At 74.0% G+C, this 19,078-nt stretch carries 18 protein-coding genes; 14 read left to right on the top strand and 4 right to left on the bottom strand.

The window, feature by feature from the left end:
* Window positions 1-49 precede the first annotated feature (49 nt).
* The 3 genes from ABGB11_RS16255 to ABGB11_RS16245 all read left to right on the top strand — a co-directional run bounded on the left by ABGB11_RS16255 (window position 50) and on the right by ABGB11_RS16245 (window position 3,377).
* Window positions 50-1,579, top strand: coding sequence for a uroporphyrinogen-III synthase (locus tag ABGB11_RS16255; protein ID WP_347633687.1), 1,530 nt, complete (start codon window positions 50-52; stop codon window positions 1,577-1,579).
* 26 nt (window positions 1,580-1,605) lie between these two features.
* Window positions 1,606-2,589: a porphobilinogen synthase gene (hemB, locus tag ABGB11_RS16250; protein ID WP_347633462.1), complete on the top strand. Its 984-nt coding sequence runs from the start codon at window positions 1,606-1,608 to the stop codon at window positions 2,587-2,589.
* Between the two features lie 143 nt (window positions 2,590-2,732).
* Window positions 2,733-3,377, top strand: coding sequence for a bifunctional DNA primase/polymerase (locus tag ABGB11_RS16245; protein WP_347633685.1), 645 nt, complete (start codon window positions 2,733-2,735; stop codon window positions 3,375-3,377).
* Between the two features lie 70 nt (window positions 3,378-3,447).
* Here ABGB11_RS16245 and ABGB11_RS16240 read toward each other — a convergent pair whose 3' ends face one another.
* Window positions 3,448-5,139, bottom strand: a complete 1,692-nt coding sequence (locus ABGB11_RS16240) for a serine/threonine-protein kinase (RefSeq protein WP_347633460.1) — start codon at window positions 5,137-5,139, stop codon at window positions 3,448-3,450.
* A gap of 87 nt (window positions 5,140-5,226) precedes the next feature.
* On the opposite strand from ABGB11_RS16240, the gene hemL reads away from it, so the two are divergent.
* Window positions 5,227-6,528, top strand: coding sequence for a glutamate-1-semialdehyde 2,1-aminomutase (gene hemL / locus ABGB11_RS16235; protein WP_347633458.1), 1,302 nt, complete (start codon window positions 5,227-5,229; stop codon window positions 6,526-6,528).
* On the opposite strand, the gene ABGB11_RS16230 is transcribed toward hemL, so the two are convergent.
* A complete protein-coding gene (locus tag ABGB11_RS16230) occupies window positions 6,525-7,412 on the bottom strand; it encodes a dihydrodipicolinate synthase family protein (RefSeq protein WP_347633456.1) in 888 nt (295 codons plus the stop codon). The two genes, hemL and ABGB11_RS16230, sit on opposite strands and share 4 nt — an antisense overlap.
* 5 nt (window positions 7,413-7,417) lie before the next feature.
* On the bottom strand, window positions 7,418-8,353 hold the full coding sequence (locus ABGB11_RS16225; RefSeq protein ID WP_347633454.1) for an EamA family transporter: 936 nt from the start codon (window positions 8,351-8,353) through the stop codon (window positions 7,418-7,420).
* A 72-nt stretch (window positions 8,354-8,425) separates the two neighbouring features.
* Between ABGB11_RS16225 and ABGB11_RS16220 the strand changes: the two genes are divergently transcribed.
* From ABGB11_RS16220 to ABGB11_RS16180, 9 genes are all read left to right on the top strand, one after another.
* Window positions 8,426-9,352, top strand: a complete 927-nt coding sequence (locus ABGB11_RS16220) for a LysR substrate-binding domain-containing protein (protein ID WP_347633452.1) — start codon at window positions 8,426-8,428, stop codon at window positions 9,350-9,352.
* Between the two features lie 75 nt (window positions 9,353-9,427).
* A complete protein-coding gene (locus tag ABGB11_RS16215; RefSeq protein WP_347633450.1) occupies window positions 9,428-11,215 on the top strand; it encodes a serine/threonine-protein kinase in 1,788 nt (595 codons plus the stop codon).
* Between the two features lie 65 nt (window positions 11,216-11,280).
* Window positions 11,281-11,919, top strand: coding sequence for a histidine phosphatase family protein (locus ABGB11_RS16210; protein ID WP_347633448.1), 639 nt, complete (start codon window positions 11,281-11,283; stop codon window positions 11,917-11,919).
* Between the two features lie 49 nt (window positions 11,920-11,968).
* Entirely contained in the window at window positions 11,969-12,562 is a 594-nt protein-coding gene (locus tag ABGB11_RS16205) for a TlpA disulfide reductase family protein (RefSeq protein ID WP_347633446.1), read from the top strand.
* Window positions 12,563-12,567: 5 nt separating this feature from the next.
* Window positions 12,568-13,302, top strand: coding sequence for a cytochrome c biogenesis protein CcdA (locus tag ABGB11_RS16200; protein WP_347633683.1), 735 nt, complete (start codon window positions 12,568-12,570; stop codon window positions 13,300-13,302).
* Between the two features lies 1 nt (window position 13,303).
* Window positions 13,304-15,010, top strand: coding sequence for a cytochrome c biogenesis protein ResB (locus tag ABGB11_RS16195; protein ID WP_347633444.1), 1,707 nt, complete (start codon window positions 13,304-13,306; stop codon window positions 15,008-15,010).
* Between the two features lie 4 nt (window positions 15,011-15,014).
* Window positions 15,015-16,037, top strand: a complete 1,023-nt coding sequence (gene ccsB / locus ABGB11_RS16190) for a c-type cytochrome biogenesis protein CcsB (RefSeq protein ID WP_347633442.1) — start codon at window positions 15,015-15,017, stop codon at window positions 16,035-16,037.
* A 134-nt stretch (window positions 16,038-16,171) separates the two neighbouring features.
* Entirely contained in the window at window positions 16,172-17,164 is a 993-nt protein-coding gene (locus ABGB11_RS16185) for a hypothetical protein (protein ID WP_347633440.1), read from the top strand.
* A 50-nt stretch (window positions 17,165-17,214) separates the two neighbouring features.
* A complete protein-coding gene (locus tag ABGB11_RS16180) occupies window positions 17,215-17,514 on the top strand; it encodes a hypothetical protein (protein WP_347633438.1) in 300 nt (99 codons plus the stop codon).
* A 76-nt stretch (window positions 17,515-17,590) separates the two neighbouring features.
* Here the strand turns inward: ABGB11_RS16180 and ABGB11_RS16175 are convergent, their stop codons facing one another.
* Entirely contained in the window at window positions 17,591-17,794 is a 204-nt protein-coding gene (locus tag ABGB11_RS16175) for a BldC family transcriptional regulator (protein ID WP_021593176.1), read from the bottom strand.
* A 261-nt stretch (window positions 17,795-18,055) separates the two neighbouring features.
* On the opposite strand from ABGB11_RS16175, the gene ABGB11_RS16170 reads away from it, so the two are divergent.
* On the top strand, window positions 18,056-19,048 hold the full coding sequence (locus ABGB11_RS16170; RefSeq protein ID WP_347633436.1) for a threonine/serine dehydratase: 993 nt from the start codon (window positions 18,056-18,058) through the stop codon (window positions 19,046-19,048).
* The last annotated feature ends 30 nt before the right edge of the window (window positions 19,049-19,078 follow it).

Here is a 19,078-nt window from a genome sequence, read left to right as displayed (position 1 = left end):
CGCCGGGGCGGGGTCCGCCCGCCGGACGGCCGACCCGGGCACGGTCGCGATCGTCGGCATGGGCCCGGGCGACCCCGGGCTGCTGACCCTGCGCGCCGCCGCCGAGCTGGAGCGCGCCGACACGGTCATCGTGAGCCGGGCGCACTGCCCGGCCGAGATCCTGACGCACTGCCGCCCCGACGCCGAGATCATCGACACGGCGGAGGGCGACCCGGTGAAGCACGCCGCCCGCGCCGCGAAGGCGGGCCGCCGGGTGGTCCGGCTGTTCCGCGGCGACCCGGGCGTGGCGTGCAGCTTCGCCGCCGAGGGCGGTGCGCTGGCCAAGGCCGGCGTCCCGTTCGAGGTGGTGCCCGGCGTGTCGTCGGTGACGGGCGTGCCCGGCTACGCGGGCATCCCGCTGACGGACGACAAGAACCGCGAGATCCGGATCGTGGACGCCTCCGAGGGCGGCGTCGACTGGGAGCGCTACGCGGCCCGGGACACGACCCTCGTCATCCTCGGCGCCGAGGGCGCCGTGGCGGAGGTCGCGAAGGGCCTCGTCGCCGCGGGGCGTCCCGACTCCACCCTCGCCGCGATGACGAGCCTCGGCACGACGACCGAGCAGGAGACCGTGGTCTCCACGCTGCAGAAGCTCGCGTCCGACACCAAGGGCATGGAGGCGCCCGCCCTGATCATCGTCGGGGACGTGGTGGGCTGGCGCGACAAGCTGTCCTGGTTCGAGACCAAGCCGCTGTTCGGCTGGCGGGTGCTCGTGCCGCGGACGAAGGAGCAGGCCGCGTCGCTGTCGGACCAGCTGCGCGGGTACGGGGCCGTCCCGGACGAGGTCCCGACGATCTCCGTCGAGCCGCCGCGCACCCCGCAGCAGATGGACCGGGCCGTGAAGGGCCTCGTCACCGGCCGCTACGAGTGGGTGGTGTTCACCTCCACGAACGCGGTGAAGGCGATCCGGGAGAAGTTCACCGACTACGGTCTGGACGCCCGCGCGTTCGCCGGCCTCAAGGTCGCCGCCGTCGGCGAGCAGACCGCCGCCGCGCTGGTCGAGTTCGGCGTCCAGCCCGACCTGATGCCGTCCGGGGAGCAGTCCGGCGAGGGCCTGGCGCGGGAGTGGCCGCCCTACGACGAGGACCTCGACCCCATCAACCGGGTGCTGCTGCCGCGCGCCGACATCGCCACCGACGTGCTCATCGCCCGGCTGACCGAGCTCGGCTGGGAGTGCGAGGACGTGACCGCCTACCGGACGGTCCGGGCCGCGCCGCCGCCCGCGCCGATCCGTGAGGCGATCAAGGGCGGCGGGTTCGACGCGGTGCTGTTCACCTCGTCCTCCACGGTGAAAAACCTCATCGGGATCGCCGGCAAGCCGCACAACGTGACGGTCATCGCCGTGATCGGCCCGCAGACGGCCAAGACGGCGCGCGAGTACGGGCTCCGCGTGGACGTCCAGGCGGACCAGCCGTCGGTATCCGCCCTCGCTGAGGCGCTCGCGGAGTACGGTGCCAAGCGGCGGGCGGCCCAGATCGAGGCGGGGGATCCGCTCCGCAAGCCCAGCCAGATGCGCCGGGGGGCCCGGCGCAGGAGATAGCACACCCGAGGAAATCCAGAGGGATCATGTCTGCTCAGTTCCCCGTCGCGCGCCCGCGGCGGCTGCGGCGCACCCCCGCGATGCGGCGCCTCGTCGCCGAGACCCGGCTCAGCCCGTCCGAGCTGGTGCTGCCGATGTTCGTCAAGGAGGGCATCTCCGAGCCGCAGCCGGTCTCGTCGATGCCGGGCGTGTTCCAGCACACCCGCGACAGCCTCCGCAAGGCCGCGCACGAGGCGGTCGAGGCCGGCGTCGGCGGCATCATCCTGTTCGGCATCCCGGCGGTGAAGGACGCGCGGGGCTCGGCCGCCGACGACCCGGACGGCATCGTCCAGCGGGCGCTGCGCGACCTGGCGTCCGACCTCGGCGACGCGACCGTGCTCATCTCGGACCTGTGCCTGGACGAGTACACCGACCACGGGCACTGCGGCATCCTCACCGACGCGGACGAGATCGACAACGACGCGACCCTGGAGCGGTACGCCTCGATCGCGCTGGCGCAGGCCGAGGCGGGCTCCGCCGTGCTCGCGCCGTCCGGGATGATGGACGGCCAGGTCGGCGCGATCCGGGCGGCGCTCGACGGCGCCGGCCAGGCCGACATCGCGATCCTGGGGTACTCTGTGAAGTACGCCTCCGCCTTCTACGGGCCGTTCCGCGAGGCCGCCGAGTGCGCCCCGCGGTCCGGTGACCGCGCCAGCCACCAGCAGGACCCGGCGAACGCCGACGAGTCGCTGCGCGAGGCGCTCCTCGACCTCGACGAGGGCGCCGACATGGTCATGGTCAAGCCCGCCGGCCCGTACCTCGACATCGTCCGCCGCGTCCGCGACGCCGTGGACGTGCCCGTCGCCGCCTACCAGGTGAGCGGCGAGTACGCGATGGTCGAGGCCGCCGCCGGGAACGGCTGGATCGACCGCGACCGGACGATCATGGAGTCGCTGCTGGCGATCCGCCGCGCGGGCGCCGACATCGTCCTCACCTACTGGGCCACGGAGGTGGCCCGCAGGCTCTCCTGATCATCTCCTGATCACAGGTATCCCGGGACTCCCTCTAGTCACTTGGGGTCGTTTTCCGGGGGTTGCCGTGTCCGCGCTTCCCGCCGCCGGGCATCATCGATAACCAAGGAACCTGCGTGCGACCTTGGGTATTGGGGGGCGAGATGCTGGCGGTCTCGGGGAACAGGCGGCTGAAGGCGGCGCGTGACCGGATGGCCGCGGCGGCGCGGGAGTACGCGGATCTCGGCTGGCCCTGCTATCCCGGGGCCCACTCCCCGGCCGGGGGCGACCGGGCGTGTTCGTGCGACCGGATCGGCTGTCCCGACCCGGGCGCGCATCCGGTGTCGGCCGCCTGGGCGCATCAGGCCAGCGTCGACGCGGACGTGATCACACGGTGGTGGGAGGAGCGCCCGCAGGCCAACATCATCCTGCCGACGGGCCGGGTCTTCGACGTGTTCGACATCCCGGCCGCCGCCGGGACCATCGCCCTCGACCGGATCGAGCGGGACGACCTTCCCGTCGGTCCGGTCGCGTCGTTCGGGGGCGACCGGCACCTGTTCTTCGTCGCGACGCGCGGCGCTCCCGTCGACGAGGACGAGTGGTGGTCGTGCCACCTGGACACCCTGCCGGAGGACGTCGCCGAGACGCCCGGCATGCGCTGGCACTGCCGCGACAGCTACGTCGTCGCGGCGCCGTCCGTCCTCCCGTACGGGCGTGAGGTGGGCTGGCTGCGCCCGCCGTCCCGTGACCCGCTGCCCGACCCGCTGCGGCTCCTGGAGGTCCTCTCGGACGCCTGTGAGGGCGCCTAGGACGCCCGACGGCGCCTGGCCGCCCGCCGCGAGGGCGGCGGACGACCAGCGGGTGTGGTCGGCGGGCGGGTCAGCGGGGTGCCTTGACGGCGGGCTTGCGGCCCCACTTGGAGTAGGAGCCGTGCTGCATCTGGTTGCGGCCCTTCTCGGGACCGGCGCGCACCCAGAACCGGACCGGGCGGTAGCCGGAGTCGAACTTGATGGCGAAGGCGATCTGCTGGGCGCCGGTCGACTGCGACATCCGCGCGTAGATCGGGCCGACGCCGGGCGCCTGCGCCAGCTTCGCGGCCGGGGCCTCGCCCTCGTAGATCGACCCGGACCGGGTGAGTTTGGTCGCCGCCCGCAGCAGCGCCGTCAGGTTCCCGACGGACGAGCCCTGCCGCACCTGGTCGGCCGCCCCGGCGTAGCCGCGCCCGCCGAGCGGCGAGGACCGCCACTTCTTGCCCGCGCGCACGTACAGCCGGTCCTGGACGATGACGGCCCGCACCGGCTTGCGGGCCGAGCCCGTCCCGGCGAGCGTCAGCGTGTACGACGCCTGCCCGCCCTGGGCCAGCCCGAACGTCCCCCGGCCGTTGACGGGGAAGCCGCAGCAGCCCGTCTGCCGGTAGCTGAACGCGGCGCCGGGCGCCTGCGCGATGGCCTGGTCGATCCGCGCGACGAGGGGCGCGGGGTCGACGCCGCCGGCCGGCAGCGTCGGCTGCGGGGAGCTGCTCTGCGCGGGCGTCGGCTCGGGAGGCTGCTTGTCGTCCTTCTTCAGCACCGCCGCCGCGCCCGCCCCGGCGCCCGCGATCACGAGGACGGCGACGGCGGCGAGGACCCAGCGCACCCGCGACCCGCCGCCCGGCCGCCCGCCGGCGACGATCGCGTTGCGGCCGCTGCTGCGGGACTGCTTCGGCTTCGGCGGCTCCGGCCGCTGCGCGGCCTGCGCGCACAGCTCGGTGAGGCGGCCGCGGCCCTGCGCCTCCCACGACGGCCCGTACGCGGAGACGGCGGCCTCCTCCAGGGCGGCGAGGTAGTCGGCGGCCGACTTCGGGCGCTGCTCCGGGTCCTTCGCGAGCCCCTGGTGGATCAGCCCGCGCAGCGGCCCGGGGACCTCGTCGGCGGGGATGGGCGCCTCGCGGTGCTGCCGGGCCATGTTCCGCCCGGCGTAGGGAGGATGGCCGGTCAGGCACTCGTAGAAGATCGCCGTGGCGGCGTACAGGTCGGTGGCGACCGTGGCGGGCGCGCCGTCCCACAGTTCGGGCGCCGCGTACGGCGGACCGAGCTGCGCCTCGGTGCCCGCCGGCGCGGTCGCGAAGTCGGTGAGGCGCGCGTTGCCCTCGCCGTCCACGAGCACGTTCGCCGGGCGCATGGAGCCGTGCACCACGTCGTGCTCGTGCGCCGCGGCGAGCCCGAGGAGCGTTCCGCCCAGCATCGACAGCGCCGCGAGCGGGCCGGTGGGCCCCTGCGCGGCGAGGACGCGGCGCAGGCTCACGCCCTCCACGCACTGCATCACGATCGCGGCGCCGTCCGCGGTCTCCACGAAGTCGTAGAAGTCGACCACGTTGGGGTCCTCGAGCTGGGACAGGTTCCGGGCCGCCGCCCGGAACCGCGCCAGAAAGGACTCGTCGGCGCCGAGCGCCCTGTCCAGGTACTTGATCGCGACCCGCGTGCTGGTGAGATCGTCGACCGCCAGCACCACCCGGCCCGCGGCGCCGTCACCCAGCTCCCGCTCGTGGGTGAAGCCCGGGACCGTCCAGCCGTCAACCACGGTGAAAGCCATCCCTCCGATGTCGTACTTGGTGGAATATCGGCCCGTACGGCATGAGGTCAAGGCAAGTCGCCGAACTGCAACTGAGAGACTGCGACCGTGACTGATTTCGATCGCTCCCGGCAGCTGTTCGACCGTGCCGCCGCGGTGACCCCCGGCGGCGTCAACTCGCCCGTGCGGGCCTTCGGAGCCGTCGGCGGGACCCCCCGCTTCATGGCGTCCGCGCGGGGCCCGTACCTCACCGACGCCGACGGCACAGAGTACGTCGACCTGGTGTGCTCCTGGGGACCGCTGATCCTCGGGCACGCCCATCCGGCCGTGGTGGAGGCCGTGCGGGACGCGGCCGGCCGCGGCACCTCCTACGGGGCGCCGACCGAGGGCGAGGTCGCGCTGGCCGAGGAGATCGTCGCCCGGACGCCCGCGGAGAGGGTCCGGCTCGTCAACTCGGGCACCGAGGCGACGATGACGGCGATCCGGCTGGCCCGCGGCTTCACCGGCCGCAGCAAGATCGTGAAGTTCGCGGGGTGCTACCACGGGCACGTGGACGCGCTGCTCGCCGCGGCGGGCTCGGGCGTCGCCACGTTCGGGCTGCCCGACACGCCGGGCGTGACCGGCGCGGCCACCGCCGACACGCTGATCCTGCCCTACAACGACGTCACCGCCGTGGAGACGGCCTTCCACGAGCACGGCCCCGACATCGCCTGCGTCATCACCGAGGCGGTGCCGTGCAACATGGGCGTCGTCCCGCCGATCGCCGGATTCAACGCGCTGCTCAAGCGGCTGTGCGAGCGGCACGGGGCGCTGCTGGTGATCGACGAGGTGCTCACCGGGTTCCGCGCGTCCAGGACCGGGTGGTTCGGGATCGAGGGCGTGCCGGGCGACCTGATGACGTTCGGGAAGGTGATGGGCGGCGGCCTGCCCGCCGCCGCGTTCGGCGGGCGCGCCGACGTCATGGACCACCTCGCCCCCGCCGGGCCCGTCTACCAGGCCGGCACCCTGTCGGGGAACCCGCTCGCCACCGCCGCCGGGCTCGCCACCCTGCGGCACGCCACCGACGAGGTGTACGCCGCGGTCGGCCATGCGGCGGAGGTCGTGTCGAAGGCCGCGTCCGAGGCGCTGGAGCGGGAGGGGGTCCCGCACTCGCTGCAGACCGCCGGCACCCTGTTCTCGATCTTCTTCACCGACGGTGCCGTGGGCGACTTCGCCGCGGCGCAGCGCCAGAACTCCGCCGCCTACGGGGCGTTCTTCCACGCCGCGCTGGAGCGCGGCGTGTACCTGCCGCCGTCGGCGTACGAGGTGTGGTTCCTCTCGTCCGCGCATGACGAGGAGGCTCTGGGGCGGATCCTGGACGCCCTCCCGCATGCCGCCAAGGCCGCGGCACGGGCGTCCGCCGCAACCTAGACGGGCCCGGCCAGAGGGGGCAGCGCCCGGAACGCCGCCAGGGCCTCGGTGACCGGCTCAGGGCGCGGTGCGTGCAGGGGTGCGCGCACCGCGGGGTCGTCGATGAGGCCCTGTTCGGCCAGGCAGGCCTTGAGCACCGCCGGCGACGGCTCGCTGAACAGCGCCACCGCCATCGGCAGCAGCGCGTTGTGGAGCGCCAGCGCGCGTGCCGCGTTCCCGTGGCGCGCCGCCTCCGCCATCGCGGCGTAGGCGGCCGGCGCCAGGCACGCGCACGCGGCGACGCCGCCGGACGCGCCGAGCTGGAGCATGGGGTAGATGTACGCGTCGTCCCCGCACAGGACGGCCTTGTCCGGACGGGACGCGAGCACCGCGAGGGTGTCCTGGTCGATCGCCCCCGCGCAGTGCTTCATGCCCGCGACGCAGTCGAGGTCGAGGATCCGCAGGAGGGTCTCGGCGGACAGGGGCTTCGCCGTCCGGTACGGCACGTTGTAGGGGACGAGGGGGACGTCCACGGCGGCGCCGACGGCGGCGAAGTGGTCGACGACGCCGTCGTCCGACGGGCGCAGGTAGTACGGGACGACCGCGAGCAGCGCGTCGGCGAGCGGGGCGCGCTCGCGGGCCTGCCGGATCGAGTCCTCGGTGCCCATCGTCCCGGCGCCCACCGTCAGCGGGGTCCCGTGTTCGAGCGAGACGGCGCGGCACACCTCCAGCACCGTCCGCTGCTCGGCGGCGCTCAGCAGGGCGGCCTCGCCGGTCGTGCCGAGCGCGACCAGCCCGTCCGCGCCGCCCTCCAGGCAGTGGGAGGCGAGGCGTTCGAGCGACTTGGCGTCCACCTCGCCGGAGCGGGTGAACGGCGTCACGAGCGACGCGTGGATTCCGTGCATGGGTCTCACCTCGTGCGTGCCGGAGCGATGCCGGGTGCCGGCGGGACGTCCGCGGCCGCGGGGCGGCGGAGCCGCAGGCGGAGGCTGCCGGCCGCGACCCCCGCGATGACCAGCGCGGCGCCGGTGAGCCGCACCGGGTCCACGTGCTCGCCGAGCAGGACGGTCGCGGAGGCGAGGCCGAACGGCGGGACGAGCAGCGAGTACATGGCGACCGTGCCGGCCTCGTACCGGCGGATCAGCCAGCCCCAGGCGCCGAAGCAGAACAGCGTCGAGACGTAGGCGATGAACGCCATGGAGGCGGCGCCCGGGAGCGTCAGGTCGCGCGCCGCGGCGGGAACGGCCGCCGGACCCTCGAAGATCAGCGACAGCGCGAAGAGCGGGAGGGGCGGGACGAGCGACATCCACACCATGAACCCGAACGCGTCGACCGGCTCCCCGGCGGTCTGGTTCATCCGGCGCATCGCCACGTTGGCGAGCCCCCAGCTGGCCGCGGCCAGCAGGCTGATCAGGAACGCGCCCACCGGGCTGCCGCCCTCCGCCTGCGCCAGGCCGAGCAGCGTCACGCCGCCGAACGCCACGACCATCCCCCCGATCTGCCGGGCGCCGGGCCGCTCGCGCAGCAGCACGGCCGCGAACAGCGCCGTGAAGATCGCCTGGACCTGGAGGACGACCGAGGCCAGGCCCGCGGGCATGCCGAGGCTCATGCCGAGGAAGAGCAGCCCGAACTGGCCCACGCCGAGCGGGACCCCCACCAGGACGAGCCAGCGCGCCGCGACCGGCGGCCGCCGGACGAAGAAGACGGCGGGCACCGCCGCGGCCGTGAACCGCACCGCGCCCATCAGCAGCGGCGGCAGGTCGTCCAGCGCCACCTTGATCGGCACGAAGTTGAAGCCCCAGAGCGCGGCGATCAGGGTGGCCAGCAGGACGTGGCGGGTGCTCATAACCCGATCGTGAGGAAACACTTGCTTTAGGACAAGCGAGAACTTCTTGACACCTCGCTTTAGTATTGCTTCATGCTTGATCTGGAACGGCTGCGCGCCCTGCACTCCGTCGCGACCTACGGGTCGGTCAGCGCCGCCGCCGACGTCCTGCACGTCACCACGTCGGCGGTCTCCCAGCAGCTCGCCAAGCTGGAGCGCGAGACCGGCCAGAAGCTCCTCGAACGCAACGGCCGCGGCGTCCGCCTCACCGACGCGGCCGAGCTGCTGGTCGCGCACGCGGAGCGGATCCTGTCGCTGGTCGAGCAGGCGCAGGCCGACCTGGAGGCGCACCGCGGCTCCGTCGTCGGGCAGCTCACCGTCGCCGCGTTCCCCACCGCCGTCCGCGGGCTCATGCCCGCCGCGCTGCGGACCCTGCGCACCGACCACCCCGACCTGCGCGTCCTGCTCCGCGAAGAGGACCCGATGCAGAGCATGCCGCTCGTGCTGCGCGGCGACCTCGACATGGCCGTCGTCCAGGACTGGAACAACGAGCCGCTGCCGCTGCCCGAGGGCCTGCACAAGGGCGTCATCTGCGACGACGTCGCCGACGTGGCGCTGCCGGCCGGCCACGAGCTGGCCGGGCGCGACACGATCGACCTGAAGGAGCTCGCCGGCGACCCGTGGATCAGCTCCTCGCCCGACAGCATCTGCTGCGACTGGCTCCTGCGCACGCTGCGCGCCATCGACAGCGAACCCCGCATCGACCACATGGCCTACGAGTTCGCGACGCAGCTGTCGCTCGTGGCCGCCGGGCTCGGCAACGTGATCCTGCCCCGCCTCGGCCGCTGCGACGTGCCGCCGGGGGTGGCGATCGTGCCGCTGTCGGCTCCGCTGTCCCGCCGCGTGTACGCGGTGTGGCGCGAGGAGGCCGCCCGGCGTCCCGCGATCCGCGCCGCCCTCACCGCGCTGCGCGCCGCCGTCCCGGCCGATGCCGCGGAGCTGGTGGGCGCGCCCGGGTGATCCGTCCGAACCTAGTTCGGGGCATGATCGTCTTACCGGACGTTTTCCCCTGGATCGAGTGGCGGCGGTGGGCACGTGGACGGCGAATGGCGGGCCGACGGGTTCGCGGAGGTGCGGGAGCTCGGCGCGGGCGCGCAGGGGCGGGTCGTGCTCGCCCGGCACGAGGCGTCCGGCACGCCCGTCGCGATCAAGTACCTGGCGACCGGTGCGGACGAGGCCGAGCGGGAGCGGCTGCGGCACGAGGCGCTGATGCTCGGCCAGGCGGACAGCCCGCACGTCGCGCGGCTCTTCCGGCTCATCGAGGGCCCGGAGACCAGCGCCATCATCATGGAGGCCGTCGACGGGGTCTCCCTCAAGGAGCTGCTGGCGCGGCACGGGGCGCTCGGCCCTGAGGCGTCCCTGGCCGTCCTGAAGGGCTCGCTGCTGGGCCTGGCCGCCGCGCACGCCGTCGGCGTCGTCCACCGCGACTACAAGCCCGCGAACGTGGTGGTCCCGGCGGACGGGCGCAGCCGCCTCGTCGACTTCGGCATCGCCGCCCCGGCCGGGCGGGAGGCCGGCGGCGCCGGGACCCCGTACTACATGGCGCCCGAGCAGTGGAGCCGGCACGTCGCCACGCCCGCGTCCGACGTGTACGCGGCGACCTGCGTGTTCGTGGAGTGCGTGACCGGGCGGCGACCCTACACCGGCGACCGGGCGGCGCTGATGAGCGCCCACCTGACCGGTGACGTCCCGGTCGGGGACGTGCCGGAGGCGCTCCGCGACCTGGTCCGGCGCGGGATGGCCAAGGCGCCCGAGGACCGCCCGGACGGCGCCGCCCCCTTCGTGGACGACCTGGAGCGCACCGCCCGCGAGACCTACGGCGCGGACTGGGAGGCGCGCGGCGTCCGGACCCTCGCCGTGTCCGCCGCCGCCCTCGCCGCGCTGTTCCCGCTCGCCGCCTGGCTGGTGCCCGGCGCCGGGGCGGCCGGCGCGGCGGGTACCGCGGGTGCGGCGGGCACCGCGGGCGCGGGGGGCACGGCCGGCGCGGTGTCGGGGACGGCGTCCACCGCGGGCAAGGTCGCCGGGGGCTCCGCGGTGAAGGCGTTCCTCGGCAGCGGCGCCGGGCTGACCGCGGTCTCCGTCGGGACGGTCGTGGTCGTCGGCGTCACCGCCGTCGGCGTCGACCGCGTCACCCGGCAGGACCCCGAGCCGAGGCCCACCGCGACGAGGGCGGCGGCCACGGTGGCGGACGTGCGGAGCTGCCCGGTCACCGGGCCGGGCGGCGGGCCGATCAGCGTGTCGCCGGGCCCGGCGAGGGTGACGCTCCCCGTCCAGGTGCGGATGCCCCGCGACACCGTCGTCTACTGGACGCAGCAGGGTCCGGTGATCGGCCCCGAGGGCGGCGGATGCGAGGGGTCGATGGGCGTCAACTCGGGCCTCAGCACCGCCGGGGACGTCCGGACCGCGAGGGTCGTCCAGGAGTGGCAGGGGTCGGTCGGCGGGATCAGGAGCTCGCTGTGCCAGTACTTCCCCGACTCCCCGCAGGCCGTGCGGGAGCGCGAGGAGACCGGCGACTGCACGTCCTCCCTGACCGGGCGGCAGGACATCCCGACCGGGGTCTCCGGCGTGCGGGCGATGATCGTCGCCGAGACGCCGAGCGAGGCGCCGCCGTCCCCCTACGTGTCGGCCAGGCTGTCCACGCTCGGCACCAAGGGCGTGGCGTGGCCGATCTCCTGCACCGCGCCGCTGGCCAACGCCGACATCTGCACCGCCGCGCTCACCTACTGGTACATCCAGGGCGTGCAGGAGGGCAGACCCGCCAAGGCCGACCTCGACCGCGCCGCGAAGCGCATCGCCGACTTCGTCGCGTCCACCCGCCGCTGAGCCGTGTCCCAGTGGCCCGGCCGGTGGACGGGAGCGGCTGGTGGCGCGGGTAATCTGACCTGGCGATGACTGAGACGACTACCGTTCACCTCCTGCGGCACGGCGAGGTGCACAATCCCGAGGGCGTCCTCTACGGGCGGCTGCCCGGCTACCGCCTCAGCGAGGACGGCGTCCTCATGGCGAAGGCCGCCGCGAAGTGGTTCGGCGACCGGGACGTCGCCGCGCTGTTCTCCTCGCCGATGCAGCGGGCGCTGGAGACGGCGGCGCCGCTGGCCGACGCGCTGGACCTGCCCGTCACGGTGGACGATCGTCTGATCGAGGCCGACAACCACTTCGAGGGGCTGACGTTCGGCGCCGGGGCCGGCTCGCTGCGCCGCCCCGAGCACTGGCGGCACCTGGTCAACCCGTTCCGGCCGTCCTGGGGCGAGCCGTACCGGGAGCTGGCCGCCCGGATGCGCGCCGCCGTGATCCGGGCAAGGCAGGCGGCGCGCGGCCACGAGGCCGTGTGCGTCAGCCACCAGCTGCCGATCTGGATCCTGCGGCTGCACGCCGAGCGGCGCCGGCTCTGGCACCATCCGAGCAGGCGGCAGTGCGCGCTCGCCAGCCTCACCAGCCTCACGTTCGAGGGCAGCCGGCTGGTCGAGGTCGCCTACTGCGAGCCCGCGGCCGGGATCGCGAAGGGCCCCAGTGTCGCGGGCGCCTGACCGCACCGGTAAGTTGTACTACGTCCTGTAGTAGTAGGAGGAGGGTCCGTTGAACCCCCGCCGAACCCCCCCGCTCCGCGCCGCCGCCGCTGCCGTCGCGCTGGCCGGGCTGCTGGCCGGCTGCGCCGGGACGGGCGCCGCGGAGAACGGGCCGGACGGCGGCGAGAACCGCTTCATCGCCGGCGACGGGAACGTGACCGAGTACAAGCCCGCCGACCGCAAGAGCGTCCGGGACGTCGGCGGGCAGCGCCTCGACGGCAAGCCGTTCGCGCTGTCGGAGTTCAAGGGCAAGGTCGTGGTCGTCAACTTCTGGGCGTCGTGGTGCGCGCCGTGCCGCGGCGAGGCGCCGTCCCTCCAGCACGTCTACGACGAGAACAAGGCGAAGGGCGTGGAGTTCCTCGGCGTCGCCTTCAAGGACTCCAAGCCCAACGCGCAGGCGTTCGAGCGCAAGTTCAAGGTCACCTACCCGAGCCTGTTCGACGCGGACGGCCAGGTCACGCTGGCGTTCCGGGAGGTCCCGCCGAGCGCGATCCCGAGCACGCTGGTGCTGGACCGGCAGGGCCGCGTCGCCGCCCGGATCATCGGCGCGACGACGTACTCGAAGCTGAACCCGCTGGTCGCCAAGGCCCTCGCAGAGCGGTGAGCCCCATCGGCGAGACGGTCGCGAGCGGGTCGCTGGTGGTGGCGGCGCCGCTGGCGGCCCTCGCCGGGCTGGTCTCGTTCGCCTCCCCCTGCGTCCTGCCGCTCGTCCCCGGCTACCTGTCGTACGTGACGGGGATGACCGGCGTCGACATCGCCGAGCAGCGGCGCGGGCGGCTCCTCGCCGGCGTGCTGCTGTTCGTCGCGGGGTTCAGCGCCGTGTTCGTCAGCTACGGGGTGATCTTCGGTGGCCTCGGCCGGTGGCTGCTGGAGTACCAGGACTCGATCACCCGCGTCCTCGGCGCCGTCACGATCGTGTTCGGGCTGGCGTTCATGGGTCTGGTCCCCGGCCTGCAGCGGACGATGAAGTCGGGGCGCCTCCCGGCCGCCGGCCTCGCCGGGGCGCCGCTCCTCGGCGTCCTGTTCGGCCTCGGCTGGACGCCGTGCATCGGCCCGACGCTCGGGGCGGTGCAGAGCCTCGCCGTCACGGAGGCGAGCGCCGGACGGGGCGCACTGCTGTCCCTGGCGTACTGTGCGGGGCTCGGGCTTCCGTTCGTCGCCACCGCGCTCGCCTACCGCTACGCGCTCGGCGCGTTCGGCGCCGTGAAGCGCCACTACCCCCTGGTGATGCGGACCGGCGGGGGGATGCTCGTCCTCATCGGGGTGCTGCTGGTGAGCGGCCTGTGGGGTGACCTGACCATCGAGCTGAAGTCGTGGATCAGCGGCTTCGAACCGGTGATATGAGATGACTGAGATCGAGCACGACGTCCAGGCCACCGAGTCTTCTGCCATGGACTCCCCGGCCGGGCGGCAGGCGCCGGAGGAGGTTCCGCGGCCCTCCGGCATCGGGCCGCTCGGCTGGCTGCGGTGGGGCTGGCGGCAGCTCACCACGATGCGGACCGCGCTGATCCTGTTGTTCCTGGTCGCGCTCGGCGCGGTGCCGGGCTCGGTCCTTCCGCAGCGCGGGCAGGCCCCCGAGAAGGTAGCGGCCTACCTGGAGGAGCACGAGGCGCTCGGGCCGTGGCTCGACCGGTTCTCGATGTTCGACGTGTTCGCCGCGCCCTGGTTCGCGGCGATCTACATCCTGCTGTTCGTGTCGCTGGCGGGCTGCGTCATCCCGCGCGCCGTGAAGCACTACAGGTCGATGCGGGCGCGCCCCCCGGCGGCGCCGCGCAACCTGGGCCGGCTGCCGCAGTCCGCGACGTACGAGACGGACGCGGCGCCCGACGACGTCCTCGCCGAGGCCCGGCAGGTCCTGCGGCGGCGCAGGTTCCGGGTGGACGTCTCCGGCGGCGCCGCGTCCGCCGAGAAGGGCTACCTGGGCGAGTCGGGCAACCTGCTGTTCCACCTGGCGCTGCTCGCCCTGCTGTTCGCGCTCGGCCTCGGGAACCTGTTCGGCTACCGCGGCAACGTCCTGCTCGGCGAGGGCAAGACGTTCGCGAACTCGCTGAGCCAGTACGACCAGTTCACGCCCGGACGGGCCTTCCAGGGCGGCGAGCTCGCCCCGTTCACGGTCACGCTCGACGACTTCAAGGCCGAGTACGAGCCCAAGGGCGACAAGCGCGGTCAGGCCACCGCGTTCGACGCGCACATCCGCTACCGGGCGACGCCGGACGGCAAGGAGAAGAAGTACGACCTGCGGCTGAACCATCCGCTGAAGGTCGGCGGCGCCAAGGTGTACCTGCTCGGGCACGGGTACGCGCCGGTGTTCACCGTCCGGGACGCCAAGGGCAACGTGGCGTTCCAGGACTCGGTGCCGTTCCTGGAACTGGAGCCGCGGAACCTGACGTCCGAGGGTGTCATCAAGGTCCCGGACTCGCAGCCCGACCAGCTCGCCTTCTACGCGATCCTGTGGCCGACCGCGGTCGCCAGCGAGGACGGCAAGCAGATCGTCTCGGCGTTCCCCGCGCCGATCCGCCCCGTCGTCACGATCTCCTCCTTCAAGGGCGACATCGGGCTGGACTCCGGCAGCCCCCAGTCGGTCTACAAGCTGGAGGGCATCGGCAAGACGCTCCATCCCGTCAAGGGCGGCCAGAAGCTGCTGGAGCCGGGGGAGACGTTCACGCTCCCCGACGGGGCCGGCTCCATCACGTTCGACGGGCTCCGGGAGTGGACGAGCCTGTCGGTCAACCACGACCCCGGACGCATCCCCGCGCTGATCGCCGCCGTCCTCGCGGTGCTCGGCGTCGCGACCTCGTTCATGGTCCGGCGCCGCAGGGTGTGGGTCCGTGCGAGCGCCGGAGAGAGCGGGCGTACGGTGGTGGAGGTCGGCGGCCTCACGCTGGGGAACCCGACCCCCGAGTTCGACGAGATCGTGGCCGCGCTGCGCGGTTCCGACGACGAGCCCGCCCTGGACGGCGAGCCCGCCCCGGGAGACGGGGCCGGCACCGAGTCCGGCGAGACCGAGCCCGCCGACCGCCCCTCCGGGCCGGCGACCGAACCGAAGGAGTGACGAGGTGAGCAACGCCGACCTCGCGAACCTGAGCGACAAGCTCATGCTGACCACCGTGCTGATGTACGTCATCGCGCTGGTCGCCTACGCCGCCGACCTGGGCTTCGGCCGCCGCCGCGCGGTGGCCGGCACCGCCGCGGGGGCCGAGGCCGTCCCGGCGAAGGCGGGGGCGAAGGTGCTGGTGGGCTCCGCCGGGGCCGCGGCCTCCGACGGTTCCCCCGCCAGGGTGGACCCGGAAACGGTCGCGGAAGGGGACAGCGCCGGGGACGCGGCCGAGCGTCCCCGGGTCGACTGGATCCGCCTCGCCGTGCTGCTGAACGTGCTCGGCTGGGGCGCGCACCTCGGCGTCCTGGTGACCCGCGGGCTGGCCGCGAACCGGTGGCCGTGGGGCAACATGTACGAGTTCCTCACCGCCATCTCGTTCGCCGCCGTCACCGCGTTCATCGTCGTGATGGTCCGGTACAACGCGCGGTTCCTCGGCGCGTTCGTGATGGCCGCCGCGGCCATCGCGCTGGGCGTCGCCAACATCTGGCTGTACGACTCGGTGGGCCCGGTCAGCCCGGCGCTGAACTCCTACTGGATCGCCATCCACGTGACCGCCGCGATCGTCGCGACCGGCGCGTTCACCGTCGCGGGCGCCGCCACCGTCCTGTACCTGGTCAAGGACCGCGCGGAGGCGCGCGGCGGCGTCGCCGCGGGCGGCGTGCTGGCGCGCATCCCGTCGGTGGAGAGCCTCGACCGGCTCTCGATGCGGGTCACGATGTTCGCGTTCCCGATCTGGACGGCCGCGATCATCATGGGCGCGATCTGGGCCGACCAGGCGTGGGGCCGCTACTGGGGCTGGGACCCCAAGGAGATCTGGTCCTTCATCACCTGGGTCGTCTACGCCGCCTACCTGCACGCCCGCGCCACCGCCGGGTGGCGGGGCCGCAAGGCCGCGTACCTGTCGCTGCTGGCGTTCGCGGCGCTGCTCTTCAACTTCTTCGGCGTGAACTACATGTTCTCCGGCCTGCACTCCTACGCCTGACACCTCCTGGGCGGCCCTGTCCCGTGACTCCCCGGGATGACGGAATGTCGGGTTCCGGCTTACCCTTCCTCCGGGACCCGGTCGCGCGGACGCCGCGCGGCACCCCCGCGGGTCCCCGCTGACAGAGGAGCCCGATGCGCTTCAAAGGCGTGCACCGCAAGACCCGGGAGATGCGACCCCGGGAGGCGTTCCGCGGCGGCCGGCACCGCCCGGACGCGGCCGCGGACGACGTCGCCTACGCGCCGTCCCCGCCCGACTCCGGGCAGGTGCGGCCGCGCAGCAACCAGCCCCGCGACCGGTTCGGCCGCTTCCGCAAGGCGGGCCGCGACGACGACTACGCGGTCGGACGGGACCGTCCCGACGCCGCCGGGCCCGTCGACACGGCGGGCGGGCCGCGCGGGCTGACCGGCCGGTTCGGGCGGCGCGGGCACGGCCGGCCGCGGGCGGGCGACTACTCCTGGCGCGACTTCGAGCTGGAGGACGAGCGGCTGCGCGTGGAGCCCTACCCGCCGGGCACGCCGCACGCCGCCGACGGCCGCCGCCACTGCGGCGTGCTGGAGAGCGTCCTCTACCGGCAGTGGGACGTCCGGGAGGGCCCGCCGCCCCCGGAGGTGATCGGGGCCGTCGACAGCCTGGCGTCGCTGCCGGAGCCGCTGAAGGAGAAGCTCGCGGACGGGCTGGACGGCATCTACGTCGGCCCCGGCGGCGTCCCGCAGCTGGACGACATGGGCCACCTGCGCGACCGCCCGCTGCCGTCGGGCCGCGCCACATGGGACATCTGCGCCGGCGCCTACGGCGACCACAAGATCGTCGTGGGGGACCGGCCGTCCCCGACGCCGGACGTCATGCTGCACGAGGTCGGCCACGCGCTCGACGACATCGACGGCGACGACGGCGAGTGGACCTCCGACAGCCCCGCCTTCCGCGCGCTGTACGAGGAGTGCCGCCCGCACCTCGCGAGCGAGTTCCACCGGCAGCCGGACGCGCTCGGCCGCCGCGAGTTCTTCGCCGACGCGTTCGCCGCGATCTCGTCCCGGCAGCGGCCGGCGCTGGTGGATATGCTCGCCGGCAACATCCGGACGGCCCTGGAGGTCATGCTGTTCTTCAACCGCCGGTACGGGATCTAGGAGGCCGCGGTGGCAGGCCGTGCGGCGGCGCAGAGCGAAGGGGAACGACGATGTACGTGATCCGGCTCCCCGACGGCACGCTCCGGGTGCCCCACAGCGTGCTCGCCGAGTCCGGCGACGCGGAGTCCGCCGAGGGCGGGTCCGGTGAGGCCGGGGACGAGGCGCGCGAGGGACGGATCATCGCCGACGCGTACATCGAGATCGGTCCGGACGACCCCGACTACGACCGGCTGCTCGACGAGTCGCTCACGGAGGAGGAGCTGGAGGACCGGCGGCGCCGGTGGCGGGACGAGGACGCGGATCTGCTCCGCCGGTTCGAGGAGTGGAAGGCGGGGGGCCGGGAGGACTGAGCGCGCGGGGAGGCGTCCCGGCCGCCCGGCGGAGGGACTGCCTTTCGGCGCGGCAGTCCGGGCGGCTGGGTCCTCGTCAGCGGGCCGAATGCTCGGCGACGGGCTCCTCGCCGCGCAGCAGCGCGTGCACCTCGGACTCGCGGAAGCGCCGGTGGCCTCCCGGAGTGCGGATGCTGCTGATCCGGCCCGCGGCGGCCCACCGGGTGACCGTCTTCGGGTCGACCCGGAAGAGGGCGGCGACCTCCCCAGGGGTCAGCAGGCGCTCGCTCGTGCTCTCCACGTTTTCTCTCCCCCTTTGTCCCGCTCTCGGCGCGGGTGGACTGTTTACAGTGTGGCGGGTCAAGACCGATTTCTCCCTTGTTTTCGCAAAAGATCACCGACCGTAGTTCGCCGAGCTGGCGCGATGACGAACGGTAATCGCGGCATGGGTCACAGGGATCACGCTGACCCCGTTTGACCTGCCAAGTCACGCCCGAGACGCGTCCCGAAAGGCCGTCCCCGGCGGATCGGGAGGAACGGCGCCCGAAGTAGTCTCCCGGACATGTCGGATCTCGTTTCGCCGCCGGATATCGAGCGGGCCGCCGAGCGCATCGCGGGCGTCGCCCTCCGGACACCGCTCGTCCCCTTTCCCCGCGACCCCGCCCCCGCCGGCGGCGGCGCGGAAGAGCCGTCGCTGTTCGTGAAGGCCGAGTCGCTGCAGCCGATCGGCGCCTTCAAGATCCGCGGCGCGTACTCCGCGATCGCGTCGCTGGAACCGCGGGAGCGCGAGCGCGGCGTCGTGACCCACTCCAGCGGCAACCATGCGCAGGCCGTCGCCTACGCCGCCCGCGCCCTCGGCATCCGGGCCGTCCTCGTCATGCCGCACACCGCCCCGGGCGTGAAGGTCGACGCGTGCATCGCGCTCGGCGCCGAGGTCGTCCACGTCGAGCCGACGTCGCAGGCCCGCGTGGAGACCGCTCGCAAGCTCCAGGCCGCGCACGGCTTCACGATGATCCCGCCCTACGACGACGCGCGGGTCATCGCGGGCCAGGGCACCGCCGGGCTGGAGATCGTCCAGGACCGGCCGGACGTGGACGTGGTGCTCGTCCCGGTCAGCGGCGGCGGGCTGCTCGCGGGCATCGCCACGGCGGTGAAGGAGCTGCGCCCCGAGGCGAAGGTGATCGGCGTCGAGCCGGAGCTGGCCGCGGACGCCCGCGAGTCGATGGCCGCCGGGCGCCCGGTCGCCTGGACGGCGGAGGAGACCGCCCGCACGGTCGCCGACGCGCTGCGCGTCCAGCAGGTCGGCGACCTGCCGTTCGCGCACATGCGCGCGTACGTGGACGGCATCGTCACGGTGACCGAGGACGAGATCCGCCGGACGATGCGCCGCCTCGCCCGCGAGGCGCGCCTCATCGCCGAGCCGGCCGGGGCCGTGGCCACCGCCGCCTACCTCCACCACCGCGCGGAGCTTCCGGAGGGCCGGACCTACGTCTCGATCCTCTCCGGCGGCAACGTGGACCCCGCCCTCCTGCTGGAGGTGCTGGAGCGGGGGTAGCCGCCTCCGCGACCCCGGGCGGGGGCGGCG

The organism is Actinomadura sp. B10D3 (genome assembly GCF_039871695.1).
Lineage (GTDB): Bacteria > Actinomycetota > Actinomycetes > Streptosporangiales > Streptosporangiaceae > Spirillospora > Spirillospora madurae.
The sequence above is the reverse complement of the archived record's forward strand: the minus strand, read 5'-3'. Positions and strand labels throughout refer to the sequence as shown.